At 39.9% G+C, this 13,912-nt stretch carries 12 protein-coding genes; 10 read left to right on the top strand and 2 right to left on the bottom strand.

Annotated elements, in window-relative coordinates:
• Positions 1 to 103: 103 nt before the first annotated feature.
• Genes VGA95_11350 through VGA95_11340 form a run of 3 tightly spaced genes read left to right on the top strand, consistent with a single transcriptional unit; the run spans position 104 to position 3,037 of the window.
• Positions 104 to 856 carry a (Fe-S)-binding protein gene (locus VGA95_11350; protein HEX9667136.1) on the top strand — a complete coding sequence of 251 codons (753 nt, stop codon included), beginning with the start codon at positions 104 to 106 and terminating at the stop codon, positions 854 to 856.
• A 22-nt stretch (positions 857 to 878) separates the two neighbouring features.
• Positions 879 to 2,324, top strand: coding sequence for a LutB/LldF family L-lactate oxidation iron-sulfur protein (locus VGA95_11345; GenBank protein ID HEX9667135.1), 1,446 nt, complete (start codon positions 879 to 881; stop codon positions 2,322 to 2,324).
• A complete protein-coding gene (locus VGA95_11340; GenBank protein ID HEX9667134.1) occupies positions 2,315 to 3,037 on the top strand; it encodes a lactate utilization protein in 723 nt (240 codons plus the stop codon). The genes VGA95_11345 and VGA95_11340 overlap by 10 nt, the downstream gene beginning before the upstream one ends.
• A gap of 174 nt (positions 3,038 to 3,211) precedes the next feature.
• Here the strand turns inward: VGA95_11340 and VGA95_11335 are convergent, their stop codons facing one another.
• Complete coding sequence (locus VGA95_11335) at positions 3,212 to 3,940, bottom strand: SDR family NAD(P)-dependent oxidoreductase (GenBank protein HEX9667133.1); 729 nt, start codon at positions 3,938 to 3,940, stop codon at positions 3,212 to 3,214.
• A gap of 675 nt (positions 3,941 to 4,615) precedes the next feature.
• On the opposite strand from VGA95_11335, the gene VGA95_11330 reads away from it, so the two are divergent.
• The 4 genes from VGA95_11330 to VGA95_11315 all read left to right on the top strand — a co-directional run bounded on the left by VGA95_11330 (position 4,616) and on the right by VGA95_11315 (position 7,709).
• The gene (locus VGA95_11330) at positions 4,616 to 5,590 is read left to right on the top strand and encodes a BadF/BadG/BcrA/BcrD ATPase family protein (GenBank protein HEX9667132.1); all 975 of its coding nucleotides are present in this window, start codon (positions 4,616 to 4,618) and stop codon (positions 5,588 to 5,590) included.
• Between the two features lie 235 nt (positions 5,591 to 5,825).
• Complete coding sequence (locus VGA95_11325; GenBank protein ID HEX9667131.1) at positions 5,826 to 6,173, top strand: zinc ribbon domain-containing protein; 348 nt, start codon at positions 5,826 to 5,828, stop codon at positions 6,171 to 6,173.
• 197 nt (positions 6,174 to 6,370) lie between these two features.
• Positions 6,371 to 7,162: an SDR family oxidoreductase gene (locus VGA95_11320; protein ID HEX9667130.1), complete on the top strand. Its 792-nt coding sequence runs from the start codon at positions 6,371 to 6,373 to the stop codon at positions 7,160 to 7,162.
• Positions 7,163 to 7,181: 19 nt separating this feature from the next.
• Positions 7,182 to 7,709, top strand: a complete 528-nt coding sequence (locus tag VGA95_11315) for a helix-hairpin-helix domain-containing protein (protein HEX9667129.1) — start codon at positions 7,182 to 7,184, stop codon at positions 7,707 to 7,709.
• On the opposite strand, the gene VGA95_11310 is transcribed toward VGA95_11315, so the two are convergent.
• On the bottom strand, positions 7,706 to 10,366 hold the full coding sequence (locus VGA95_11310) for a transglycosylase domain-containing protein (GenBank protein HEX9667128.1): 2,661 nt from the start codon (positions 10,364 to 10,366) through the stop codon (positions 7,706 to 7,708). The genes VGA95_11315 and VGA95_11310 overlap by 4 nt on opposite strands.
• A 94-nt stretch (positions 10,367 to 10,460) precedes the next feature.
• Here VGA95_11310 and VGA95_11305 point away from each other — a divergent pair, with 94 nt between their 5' ends.
• The 3 genes from VGA95_11305 to ftsH all read left to right on the top strand — a co-directional run bounded on the left by VGA95_11305 (position 10,461) and on the right by ftsH (position 13,852).
• On the top strand, positions 10,461 to 10,670 hold the full coding sequence (locus VGA95_11305; protein HEX9667127.1) for a hypothetical protein: 210 nt from the start codon (positions 10,461 to 10,463) through the stop codon (positions 10,668 to 10,670).
• 239 nt (positions 10,671 to 10,909) lie between these two features.
• Entirely contained in the window at positions 10,910 to 11,836 is a 927-nt protein-coding gene (gene cysK, locus VGA95_11300) for a cysteine synthase A (protein ID HEX9667126.1), read from the top strand.
• A gap of 138 nt (positions 11,837 to 11,974) precedes the next feature.
• Complete coding sequence (gene ftsH, locus VGA95_11295; GenBank protein ID HEX9667125.1) at positions 11,975 to 13,852, top strand: ATP-dependent zinc metalloprotease FtsH; 1,878 nt, start codon at positions 11,975 to 11,977, stop codon at positions 13,850 to 13,852.
• The last annotated feature ends 60 nt before the right edge of the window (positions 13,853 to 13,912 follow it).

Here is a 13,912-nt window from a genome sequence, read left to right as displayed (position 1 = left end):
TGTACATAATATCAATAAAGGTAAAAGACCCGGTAGTTCTTGACATGGGAATTTCTAATGGAAATAATCAAGAGGGGACCGACAATCAATCGGCGCATTTTAAATTGCTCTCAAAAAGGAAGGCACTGAAATAAAAGCCTACATATTTATAACTTGCCTAGTCGATACCTTTTTTCCTCATGTCGGCGAAAGCATGGTAGAGGTTCTCAGAAGAATTGGTGTAGATTTAGATTTTCTTGGAGACCAAACCTGCTGCGGACAACCTGCCTTTAATAGCGGTTATCATTCCGATGCCAAAATACTTGCAAAGAGGTTTCTTTCTCTATTTGATCGTGATGACTATATCGTCTGTCCTTCAGGCTCATGTACAAGTATGGTAAAGATTTTTTATAAGGAACTATTTAAGAACAATCCGGAAATGCATGAAATCATCGAGAGGGTATCATTGAGGACTCATGAGTTTTCTGATTTCATTGTAAACGTATTGAAAATGAAAGACGTAGGAGCTTATTATGCTGGTAAGGTTACGTATCACGACTCCTGTCATCTATTAAGAGAGTTGAAAATTAAGGATGAGCCCAGAAAACTCATTAATTCCGTCAAGGGGATCGATTTTATTGAGATGAACAATAGCGATTCATGCTGTGGTTTCGGAGGAACATTCTCAATAAAGTTTCCAGACGTATCTGTTTCCATATTAGACGAAAAGCTAGAAAATATTATAAACACGGGTGCCGAAGCGGTAGTATCAGCGGATATGGGATGTCTTATGCAGATTGGCGGAGCACTAAAAAGAAGAAAAATCCCTATCGAGACCATGCATTTGGCAGAACTCCTCGCTTCGGATCGAGGCTAATCATCAGTAATTAGTTTTCAAAATGGGGTTATATAGACACGATTTTAATAAAGAATCAGACAAGGCCTTGAAAGATGAAAACCTTCAGAAGGCTTTGAGATTTACAACAGATCGCTTTAGAGAAAGAAGAAAAACTGCAATTGCGGAAGTAGATAATTGGGAAGATTTAAGATCTATAGCGAGAGAAATAAAAAAGGAAACAATTTCAAGGCTTGACACATACCTGGAGCTGCTAGAAGAAAACATCGTTAAAAATGGAGGAATAGTTCATTGGGCTAAGGATGCTGATGAGGCGACGAAGATAATTCTAGAGATTGCTTTGAATGGGAAAGTGAAGTCAGTCGTTAAGAGTAAGTCGATGGCAACAGAAGAAATTGAGCTCAACTATGCGCTTAACAATGCGGGAATAGAGGCCATTGAAACAGATCTTGGTGAATATATTATTCAACTTGCCGGTGAAACACCGTCACATATAATCGCTCCGGCTATTCACAAAACTAAAGAAGATATTTCAAAACTTTTTTCAGAAAAGTTGAAGATCCCTTATTACACCGAACCCGAAGACCTCACAAGGATAGCTAGGGATAAACTAAGACAGAAGTTTCTGATGGCAGACATGGGAGTATCAGGTGCAAACTTTGCTGTGGCAGAGACCGGTACTATTGTAATCGTTGAAAATGAAGGGAATGCTAGGTTGACAACTACTCTACCAAGGATACATGTTGCCCTCATGGGTCTAGAAAAGGTAATTCCTCGCTTCGAGGATTTAGCGCTGTTTCTGAGCATACTGGCAAGAAGCGCTACGGGTCAAAAGATGTCTTCATACGTGTCCCTTATAAGTGGTCCAAAGAGAAAAAGCGAAAAAGATGGCCCTGAAGAATTTCATCTCGTATTACTGGATAATGGAAGATCAAATATTCTGGCCTCTGATGAAACCAGGGAATCCCTTTATTGTATAAGGTGTGGTGCCTGTCTTAACATCTGTCCTGTTTACAGAAAGGTCGGAGGACATTCATATGGTTGGGTCTATTCCGGTCCTATTGGTGCGATCATATCTCCGCAACTCCTGGGGTTTGATAAAGCACCTGACCTTCCATTTGCTTCCTCTCTTTGTGGAGCGTGTAAAGATGTTTGTCCCCTGAAAATCGATATACCGAAGGTTCTATTGGAACTCAGGAATAGGGTCATTGAAGAAAACAGAAAAATGAATAGGGTAGGGGTTAGGACATTCGAGAGCCTGGGAATCAAACTCTGGCGCCTATCGATGCAGAGTCCAAGGGTTTATATGGCATTAATCACATTAGCCTATTATGTTCAAAAACTGTGGAATCGTGGAAATGGACATAATATAACCTTGCTGCCCCCACCGTTCTCACAATGGGCGAAAAACAGAGATCTACCAGTCTTTGCGAAAAAACCCTTCAGGAAACGATGGGATGAAATAAAGGATGAACAAGTATGGGAATAAGTTCCAGGGATAAGATATTAAATACGATAAAAAGAGGAATTTATAGGCCTGGTGATGAAAAGACGGATGCTCCAGAATCCATATTCCATAAAGAAGCTGATTTACATAACTACAGACGAGAAACACGAACTGCTCAGAACCTGGTACAGGAAAGCGAGAACCTCATTGAAAATTTCATGAATGAGCTAACTAAGGTAAATGGGATCGCTAAAGTAATAAATAACGAGGATCAAATCAAGGAGTATCTTTCTAACTTAACTGCTGAATCTAATTCAAAATCATTCCTGGTATGGGAAACGGCTTTAATCAAGAAATTGAAGGTTATTGAATATCTTGAAAGTAATGGGCTAAGGCTAATTAAGTCACATGATAAAGAGCAACTTGCAAAAGCAGATATAGGTATTACCGAAGCGGATTATGCAATTGCTGATTCAGGAACCTTGGTTTTATTCTCAAATCCGAAGAAACCACGGTTAGTATCACTTATAGCTCCAGTACATATAGCTATTTTAGAGTCAAAAAAGATCGTTCACAATATTTTTCAGTTATTTCAGATAGTTAAGCATGAATATCATCAGGAAATGCGTGGTAAAAATCCCATGCGTTGTCTCACATTTATCACAGGTCCTAGCCGAACTGCGGATATCGAGTTAAATCTAACTTTAGGAGTACATGGACCGAAGGAAGTACATATTTTGATATACAATAAATAATTGCTGAACCCTAGGCCAACATTAATATAATGGTTCAGGTAGGTTATAACTATTTGTTAATCCCATACCTTACTTCATGACCTCAGATCGTGAATAGATATATTACTGCATAATGAAATAGTTATACCAAAACTATAATCTAATCCATTATATTATTTGCCTATCATCCTAAGACTATTGCATACTTTGCTGTTCACGCATCCAATCTCTCGCATTGAAGGCTTCACCGGTCACACTGATTGAATCATCAGATGCTAGATATACGAAAATTGGCGCTATATCATCCGGGGTCGGAAGGGTTTCAGGATCTTCCTCCGGATAAGCCTCCGCACGCATCTCTGTCCTTGTACCGCCAGGATTAACAGAATTAACTCGTACGTTTGACTTCAATTCATCTGCAAGCACCTGTGTTAGGCCCTCAAGTCCGAATTTTGATGCAGCATAGGCTCCCCATCCACCTTTACCGCGTCTTCCAACGCTTGAACTAACGTTAATTATTGAAGGATTATTTGCATTCATTAATAGCGGGAGCAGCGCCTTGGTCACGAAAAATTGAGCATTCAGGTTTATATGAATTGTCTCTTGCCAAATATCCTCGTCATAATCCATTATAGGTTTACGAAGTCCAAGTACACTGGCATTGTTCACCAAGACATCCAGCTTACCAAACATCCGTTCTATCTTATTTTTCAGTGATTTAACCTGATTCCTTTTAGATATATCGGCTTTGATATATGAGATATTCCCATATTTGCTCAAATCGTCGCGGGTTCTTTTCAAATCTCTTTCATTTCTTCCACAAATTATAACAATAGCCCCTTCCTTTAGAAAGGCTTTGGCAATACCTTTGCCAATGCCTTTGCTACCTCCGGTAATGAGAGCGGTCTTATCTTTAAGCTTCATATAACAGAATATACCAGGGATTATGTAATCATATTATGTCCGATAAGATATATTATGTAAACTAATATTAGTGGATTTCCCAAGGCATCACCCTGCTTCAATTAGCTGAGATTTCAAAATATAACATATAATTGATGAATAATTGTAGTACATTCGATGTAATTTCTTGTTACGGGATATAGTTATTTTTTTCAATAAGTTATGCAGGTTACAGCAATTCTTGCGCGAATGATAGTCTAAATCCTTTTCAAATTCTCCATACTTCAACTGGTTTTAGAAGACTTATCATTGACCATTCTAATGATAGGCACATTAGCTTTAAACCACTTTTATCAACGCAAGTTCTTAGAAAAGTGCAAATTCTTAAACGATAATGACTCATATTGTAGAATTATATAGGTATGTTAGGTACAGGACTTTATGTTATGGTTTAGATATTCTAAGAAAATAAATTAAATCTAGGATATAAGTCCGAATGACAATTGAATATTCGATCAATATCTTTGTCGATTTTCTCTACGGTGTTTTAAATAAAATCTATCAATCTTGAAGAGACTTAATTTAAAATATTCCCCTACCCTTTCAGAATAAAAAATTTAAGTATTTAGAAATTCGGCGGTTTTTGGTTAATCTAATATAGGATGTGAGATCGATGATTAAGTTTTGGTTGAAGGTATGATAAACATTATTGGAATTGATGCGGGTGGTTCAAAAACTAGAGTTGTCCACGCTTCTGTCGCAGATACCAGTAAAATAGGGTTTGGATTAATAAGAGAAACCTACTTCAATTCATATAATTATAGACAAGATGGGATTATCGGTCTGAATCAGCTTATTAAAGAAATCCTATGCACTTTTCAGATCAAGGACATAGAGAATACCCTTCTGCTTGGTGGATTTGCCGGTGCTGGAACAGACAAATCTCATAGAGATATTCAAAGAGGATTTGAGAAACATGGCTTTCGTAAGAACTTGAGCAATATTACCAGTGACGCCAGCCTGCTTTTAATGGCAATCGGAAATATCGGGATAGTTTTAATCGCTGGAACAGGCTCCGTATGTATAGGTAGGAGAAAGGCATCAGAGGACGGGAAAGAGATATATGTCCGGGCGGGCGGTTATGGATTTCGGACATACTCAGAACCAGGGGGGTACCAATTGGGAATGAGGGCGATTGATGCTGCGCTCAAGATAGAAGATGGGAGAGGACAAATACCTACTGTTCTATATCACAGAATAAGGGATCATTTTAATGTTACGAATCTTGGCCAGATAATTCCGCTAATCTATCCGCCATCAGGTACAAAAAGCAATGTTAACAGCCAGATAGCAGGTCTTTCTAAAGTTGTACTTAAAGCCGCTCACGAAGGTGACAGATTAGCAATTCATTTCGTTAAGGATATAGTTGATAATTTTGCTGATCATATTCATGCCGTGCACAGCAAACTGGGATTAAAAAACGCTTTAATTGGGCTCCATGGTGGACTATTTGCGGACCCATATGGGGAAGAGCTCCTCATAAGACCATTGACACAACATGCGCTTTTGAATAAGCATGATCTAAAACTCATTACCTTAGGAATAAAAAAGGGCGATACCGATCCCCTGATCGAGGCAATGAAGCACGAAATCCTCAAGAAGCAACAATAACTAGACGTGTGAGCAATATCCTTTATGCAATATTAAAAAAAGGTAATTGCATGGATAGAGGCAGAATAATATTCTCCAATATTCTGCCCTACCCTTCTAAATACATTGGCCATAATACGATAGGTTCTTCTAATTTATTTTCAAATCAATTAATCTGAGAGCTTGAAAAATAAGGTTTATCCATTATATTAAAACTATTTTAGAATCCACAAGATCAAAATCAGAGGTTCTTAACATGCCGATATATGAATATGAGTGCACTAAATGTGGCGAGATAACCGAAGCACTCCAGGGCTTTAATGACAAGCCACTTAAAAGATGCAAGATTTGTAAGGGAAAACTACAAAGAATAGTATCTCTCTCTTCCTTTCATTTAAAGGGCAATGGCTGGTATTCAACCGATTATGCAAAGAATGTTGGAATCCCCCCCAGGGCCGAAGCCCAGGATAATCCGGCAATTTCCGACAGCACGAAGGGGACTAAACCGAGCGGGGATGGCGATAAGAAAACGGCTGTCGAGCCAAAACCTGCCGGATCATCCAGAAGGGTTATCGAAAAAAACGGTATACAAAGGTCTGAATAGTATCTTTAAGACAGCCCAGGTCTTCTATTTCATTTCAAATTCATTTCAAAAGAATTCCATTACACGAACTTCTTTAAATCGGATTTATCGAAGTAGTCTGAATGTTTTAATGTATTCTTGATATATTTTTTCCTGATATCCTTTTTTTGCATTTTCGACTTATACTTTAATATAAGCAAAGGGGGAAAAATCGGAAAATGGATCTTGGAATAAAAAATAAGGTCGCAATAGTAGCAGCATCCAGTAAAGGCTTGGGTAAAGGCGTTGCATTGGGACTTGCTGAGGAAGGGGTGAATTTAACCATCTGTGCAAGGGGCATAGAGGCATTAGAAGACACTGCCGAAGAAATAAGGTCCAAAGCCGGCGTAGGTGTTTTACCAATCCAAGCCGACGTCTCAAATGCTGATGACATTAAACGCGTGGTTTCCGAAACGTTGCATAAGTACTCCAAGCTTCACATTCTGATAAACAATGCAGGGGGACCTCCCTTGGGATATTTTGCCGATTTCTCTCTTGAGGATTGGAAGCGAGCCTTAGGACTTAACCTATTGAGCACTATAAGCTTCATGAAAGAATCAATTCCACACATGAGAAAACAAAAATGGGGAAGGATTGTAAACATTACTTCAGTAGCCGTTAAGCAGCCCATCGAAGGGCTAATCCTCTCGAATACTTCAAGGGCTGGAGTAATAGGCCTCACCAAAACATTATCCAATGAATATGCTAAGGATAATATCTTATTCAACAATGTTTGCCCTGGCAGAATACTTACCGACAGGATAATCCACCTGGCCGAAACCAGAGCCAAGAATGCCAATATGAGCGTTGAAGAAGTGTTATCGTCCATGGAAAAAGACATACCGATAGGAAGAATTGGTAAGCCGAAAGAATTAGCTGACCTTGTTGTATTCCTTTCATCGGAAAGGGCAAGTTATATAACCGGAACGACTATACAGGTAGACGGAGGAGCTGTGAAAGGAATATATTAGATCCATAGCTTGATTTAGGATGAACGACAATTATGATTTCGCAAAATCATACAACAGATCAATTTTACTGCTGTCTTTGTTCATAACGGTCTTTTATTCACTGAATACCTACATTCAAAAAATCAGTTCTCCTAAAGAAAAAACCCCGATTTCCAAACCTGTTTATCTTGAAATAGCAAAAGAAAATCAGTCCCCATATATTGTTGAATTAAATGGCGATTATGAAGCCAATAGATTTGTCGAATCGTATCGACTCCATAGGCTCCCAAAGAATGGTGATAAGTTGATTATCACTGCGGAAAATAAGGTAATATTCTCTAGAATGAACGGTAGAAAGAGCCTAGTCCTCGGAGTTCCTATCGGAATCAATTCCGCAACTTTCGAGGACCTCGAAAATCTACCAGGAATAGGTACGAAATTAGCTCAAAAAATTATCGAGTATAGAAAATTCAATCGTAATTTTAAGAATCTTTATGAGTTGGAGAAGATAGATGGAATAGGAGAAAAGAAGTTTAGCTCCATAAAACAGCTTATAAGCCTGGATTAATGACGAAATAAGAAATCAATATCAACCTCGTCTTCACTCGTTTTTTTGGCTTTACTTGTATTCCCATCATAGCTGCTTTCCATGTAGTTTTTGTTTGAATCTCGGATATCAGTAACCGTCTCACGAATTGATGAATCCGAAGTGTATGGAATACTACCATAAGGCGTATAGGCAAATCGTATCCCGCGCGGCACCTCAAATTCACCACCAGGAGATTCTTTCAGGACTGTCTGCATAAAATCCATCCATATGGGCAGAGCAGCCCTGGAACCGGATTCACCCTTTCCTAATGACGTGTGATTATCTTTACCTACCCAGACGCCAGTAGTGGTATGAGGACTAAACCCGATAAACCATGCATCTGTGAATTCATTTGTAGTTCCTGTCTTCCCGGCAACTGGCGCGATAGACCTGAGACTACTCGCCCTCCGTCCGGTCCCTTCGTTAATAACTGCTTCGAGTAAATCAGTAACGATAAATGCTGTCTCGGGACTTATGACCTGCTTTCCGAAACCTGTAGCTGACAAGCTAACTGATTTTGACCTTAATCCTTCGAGAAAATCTTGAGGTGATAAATATGACAACCCTTCATCTTTGTTGAAGTCTTTATGGCTAATATCTTCCTCCCTAAGGTAATTCTCTTCTTCGTCATCACTCCCGCTCCTAAAAGTACTGCCTATGCTCTTAGCAATCTTCTCTAAAATCTTTATGCGTTTTTTTTCTCTATCCTCCCTTTGAATCTCATCATTAGACACTAACTTGCCCGAAACATTATCCTCTATCATCCTTTCGTTCCGATCGTATATACGAAGTATAAATCTAGGCTCTACAAGCTTACCGCCAGATGCAAACACATTATAAGCCTTTACTAATTCTAATAGAGTTACATCGGATCCACCGAGTGCGAGAGAGGGATAAGGATATAGATGGGATTCGAATCCAAACCTCTTTGCATATTCAACAACTCGTCTGGGACTTATATCTAAAAGTATCCTCACAGTTGCCATATTTCTTGATTTAGCAAGGGCATTCCTTAGAATCATCGGTCCCAAATACTCTCCGTCATAGTTTTTGGGCGCCCAGTCTTTGATTGCAACAGGCATATCATATACTACCGATGTTTCGGTGTAACCCTTGGCAATCGCTGCAGCATAAACAAACGGTTTAAATGCAGATCCTGGCTGCCTTAGTGCTTGCGTAACCCTATTAAATTGTGAATTTAAAAAATCGTAACCGCCCGCCAGCGCCGTTACATTTCCAGAGACATCCATGGCCATTAAGGCTCCTTGAACCTTAGGCGTAGCGTCCAATGAAACCCGATAGACCCCGTCATTGCTGCCATTAACCTTTACTCTTATGACATCTCCGACTTTTAGTTTGGAAGGGGTCAAGCTAACCCCGTGATATCCGTTTATAGGGGCAAAGTTTTCAGATAAATCAGATTTCAAACCCTTTACGGGGCTTCCTAATGGCGAGCTAACCGCATAGTTGAGCATTCCCGTTTTATTTCCTATACCGACTTTTGCTTTGTATACGGTTTCTAATTTGTCGACATTATCTTGACCGATTAATACAGCTTCGTAGGTATTGCCTTCTAACATGTTATCTATCTTTTGTGATTCTCTGAACTTATTTATGCTATCCTCGTTATTCAAATTCTTGATAACCAGGTTATGCCCCCTTCTAGATTCAAGATCGAGTATGCCCCTTCTCAATGCCCACTGAGCTCCTAGACTTTGATCAGTATCGAGCGTAGTAAATATCTTGTAGCCACCTTTACGAAATGCTTTTGCACCTACCATGTTCTCAACATGCTGTCTTACAAGCTCTACAAAATAAGGTGCAACATCAATAACCATGTTGCCCTTTGGGATAATATTAATTTTATACGCCTCGGCTTCCCGTCTTTGTTTTTTGCTTATAAAGTTATCTTCCTCCATGATCTTTAACACCAACCTCTGCCTGTTAATGGCTCTATCAAAATGTTTACGGGGCGAGTAGTACTCTGGTCTCTTCGGTAGACCAGCAAGAAAAGCAGCCTCTGCAATATTTATTTCCATCGATGATTTCCCGAAATAGTTATTGCTCGCAGCTTCAATCCCATATGTCCCATCTGCTAGATAGATATGATTGAGATAAATATAGAATATCTCCTCTTTAGAAAGGTTATTTTCCATCCTGTATGCGAGAATAGCCTCTTTGATTTTTCGAGAAATGCTTTTCTCAGGTGAGAGAACCAGATTTTTTGTTACCTGCTGAGTTATGGTGCTAGCTCCTTGTACAATTTCACCTTCCTTTATGTTTGTTATAAGGGCAGCTATAATTCTCATAACATCAACACCCCTATGATGAAAGAAACGCTTATCCTCTATAGCTAAAAAGGCATTTTTCACGTGTTGAGGAATTTCTTCATATGGAATGAGTTTTCTTTTTTGAATCGCGAACTCCGCGATTAGCTTACCGTCAGATGAGTAAATTTCGTTTATTAAGGGGGGTTCGTAACCTGTGATTTTCGTTAGATCTGGGAGATCGTATATATAATACCAGTATACGATATAAAGAGATAAAAGGGGTAATATTACAAAAACAAAAAAAAGGAGAAAAAAAAGTTTTATTCTTGGTTTATTACGACGGTGCTTCAATTGCTTCTTTTTCATCAATAATGATTACACCCATGTTTATTTGACAACGTTAAGTGTATTAATTAGTTTTAAAATATGTATTTCTCCTTATTTACCAGTATATTAAACAATGGAAAATCGAAAAAATCAAGGAAATAGATCACTTGATGAGTTTATCCGAGACATTAAAGACCAGGAGTTAAAGGGCATTTTGTTAAAGCTTAAGAATGAGATTAGAAAACCCGATGTTCCGTGGGTAGATATTAAGACTATCCTCAAATCACTCAACAATAAAGATAAAGACGCCTTTTACGAAATTCTGTCATTGATTATTCATTAGGCTACGCTTACATTTTTCTATTGTTCCTTAAAAATAAAGAGCGCGTTTTTCTCGGCACAATACACAGTTGATAGAATCATTATTGGCAAATTTAATAAGTATGGATTAGCAGGATCTTTAGATACTTCATTTTCTATTATTCCTGAAAATTATTTTTTGAAATATTTCTGATGCGAAGCGCTCGATCCATATAAGTCATCAATAATAGGTATGGATAATAAGACCCGGAGAAAGCGGTGATAAGACCCCCAGTCGATAATATTTTAGATCTAATTGGAGACACCTATATCATAAAGCTCAATAGACTTATTCCCAAGTCCTCAGCAACAGTTTGGGCCAAACTTGAAAACATGAACCCCGCAGGAAGTGTTAAAGAACGGATCTGTTTAGGCATGATTGAGGCCGCAGAAAGGGAAAAGAAAATACATCCTTCAAAGACAATCGTGGTAGAACCTACAAGTGGTAACACCGGTATTGGGCTTGCCCTTGTTTGTGCAGTAAAAGGCTATAGGTTAATACTCACGATGCCCGATGACATGAGTATTGAAAGAAGATTGCTTTTAGCTGCATATGGGGCAGAACTGATCCTTACCCCCGCTGAGGAACAGATGGAAGGAGCGGTAAGAAAAGCCGAAGAGATAGTTTGCAATAATTCCGATGCATTCATGCCGCAGCAATTTAAAAACCCAGAAAATCCTGAGACACACAGGAAGACTACAGCACCCGAAATACTTGAGCAGTTTCCGGGCGAGATCCACGCATTTGTTGCCGGCGTTGGAACCGGTGGAACTATCACCGGGACAGGTGCGGTCCTCAAGGAAAAATTTCCTAATATTCTCATCGTAGCTGTTGAACCTGCAGAATGTGCTGTTCTATCGGGGAAAAAAGCAAGTGTTCACGAGATTCAAGGAATTGGTGCGGGTTTTATTCCAGAAATCTTGAATACGAGTATCTACGATGAGATCATTACTATAACGGGAGAGGAGGCAAAGAAGTTTACAAGGCTTATAGCGAGAAAAGAGGGACTCCTTGTAGGAATATCCGCAGGGGCTAATGGACTCGCTGCTGCCAGGATTGCCGAGAGGCTTGGACCCGGTAAGCAGGTCTTAACTGTGTTTTGTGATACTGGGGAAAGATACTTGAGTACAGGTGTTTTTAATCGGTAATAGTTAAAGAATGAACTGTCAGAAACCCTACTCCATCATGTAAATTAATGTTAACAACTAATATTGAAAACCAATTTTACTTATGCTATCATTTTAGTGTCTATTTCCAAATAAATTGAGGTAATTGTGAGTAGCCAATTGTTCAAAAATTTAATTCTATGGTTAGTAATATTCGTGGCAATTATTGCGCTCTACCAATTGATCCATACCCCGAGGAACAATTATTTGGAGATACCATATAGTGAGTTCCTTTCGAGCCTGGACCGAGGCGAAATCAAAGATATTGAAGTTAAGGGGGAAGAGATTAAGGGTACTTTTTTATCCAATGATAGAGATCAGCTATCCCAAGGATTCAAAACGGTAGGACCAGCGAGTGACGAACTTATAAAGAAGCTTGGTGAAAAGGGTGTTACGTTTAAATTCGCCGAACAACAGGAAGGATCCTTAACACACCTCTTGTTGAACTGGGCTCCACTCATACTTCTCATCGTAATAATGGTTTTCTTTATGAGGCAATTGCAGGCCGGCGGTACTAAGGCCATGTCCTTTGGGAAAAACCGTGCACGCATGCTATCAGAAAACCAGAATAAGATCACGTTTAAAGATGTTGCAGGCATAGAAGAGGCAAAAGAAGAGGTTCAAGAAATTGTAGAGTTTCTTAAGAATCCAAAGAAATTCACCCGACTAGGAGGACGTATTCCAAAAGGGGTTTTACTCGTAGGGCCTCCGGGAACAGGAAAAACACTCCTGGCGAAGGCGATAGCCGGAGAGGCAGGGGTTCCTTTTTTCATAATTAGTGGAAGCGATTTTGTGGAGATGTTTGTGGGTGTTGGCGCATCCAGGGTCCGAGACCTTTTCGGCCAGGCAAAACGCCACTCTCCGTGCATAATATTTGTAGATGAGCTAGATGCTGTGGGACGACACAGGGGAGCCGGACTCGGCGGGGGACACGACGAAAGAGAACAGACCCTTAACCAGCTTCTTGTTGAGATGGATGGATTTGAACCTAACGAAGGGATTATCGTAATTGCTGCTACAAATAGGCCTGACGTCTTAGATCCGGCGCTTCTTAGACCCGGCAGGTTTGACAGGCAGGTAGTCGTCCCGAGACCTGATGTCAGGGGTAGAGAAGAGATACTTAAAGTGCACACTACTAACACGCCAGTTGAGGATAATGTCAGCCTTCAATTAATAGCGCGTTCGACTCCCGGATTTACAGGTGCTGACCTGGAGAACCTAGTTAATGAGGCAGCTTTGCATGCGGCTCGTGTTGGCAGGACAAAAATATGCATGGAAGATTTTGAATATTCGAAGGACAAGGTTATCATGGGAGTCGAGAGAAAGAGTCTGATAATCAGCGATAATGAAAAAAGAATTACAGCCTATCATGAAGGCGGTCATGCTCTTGTTGCCAAGCTAACTCCCGGAACCGATCCAATTCATAAGGTGACTATAATTCCTCGAGGCTTGGCTCTCGGGGTAACACAGCAGCTCCCTATAGAGGATAAGTACACGCTCGCAAGAGAGTATCTAAACAAGACAATTATGGTACTTCTTGGTGGAAGGGCAGCTGAAGAAATTGTGTTTGCAGAAAGAACCAGCGGTGCAGGGAATGATCTCGAAAGGGCATCTGAGATAGCGAGAAAGATGGTTTGCGAATGGGGTATGAGCGAGACGGTTGGTCCAGTTACATTTGGCAAGAGGGAGGAACTGATATTCCTGGGGAAAGAGATTGCTCGAAGTAAAGATTACAGTGAAGCGACTGCCCTCGAAATCGATAACGAAATAAAAAGGATTGTAAATGAAAGCTATAGGAAGGCAAAGACTCTCCTAGAGGAAAATATAGACTTACTCCACAAACTTGCCGAAGTCTTGCTTGACAAAGAGGTAGTAGATGGCAAAGAACTCGACGAGCTCGTGAAGCAAAATAGGAAGAACTATCCCTCTTGGGAGAGCGGGCTTAGTCAACAGAGTACAGTAGCGTTGAGAACAAAGATCGATGATTCCAGCACATAATTGCTCTCAAAGAGCTACCCAACTGCAAGTTATTATCTAATCCAAAATTTGCTGACCTTT

This window comes from Thermodesulfobacteriota bacterium, from assembly GCA_036397855.1.
Lineage (GTDB): Bacteria > Desulfobacterota_D > UBA1144 > Nemesobacterales > CSP1-2 > DASWID01.
This window is presented reverse-complemented; position numbering and strand designations above follow the sequence as displayed.

Coding starts and splice junctions, on each gene's coding strand:
- VGA95_11345 (HEX9667135.1), top strand. CDS start 879: ATGGGGTTATATAGACACGATTTTAATAAAGAATCAGACAAGGCCTTG.
- VGA95_11340 (HEX9667134.1), top strand. CDS start 2,315: ATGGGAATAAGTTCCAGGGATAAGATATTAAATACGATAAAAAGAGGA.
- VGA95_11335 (HEX9667133.1), bottom strand. CDS start 3,940: ATGAAGCTTAAAGATAAGACCGCTCTCATTACCGGAGGTAGCAAAGGC.
- VGA95_11330 (HEX9667132.1), top strand. CDS start 4,616: ATGATAAACATTATTGGAATTGATGCGGGTGGTTCAAAAACTAGAGTT.
- VGA95_11325 (HEX9667131.1), top strand. CDS start 5,826: ATGCCGATATATGAATATGAGTGCACTAAATGTGGCGAGATAACCGAA.
- VGA95_11320 (HEX9667130.1), top strand. CDS start 6,371: ATGGATCTTGGAATAAAAAATAAGGTCGCAATAGTAGCAGCATCCAGT.
- VGA95_11315 (HEX9667129.1), top strand. CDS start 7,182: ATGAACGACAATTATGATTTCGCAAAATCATACAACAGATCAATTTTA.
- VGA95_11310 (HEX9667128.1), bottom strand. CDS start 10,366: ATGAAAAAGAAGCAATTGAAGCACCGTCGTAATAAACCAAGAATAAAA.
- VGA95_11305 (HEX9667127.1), top strand. CDS start 10,461: ATGGAAAATCGAAAAAATCAAGGAAATAGATCACTTGATGAGTTTATC.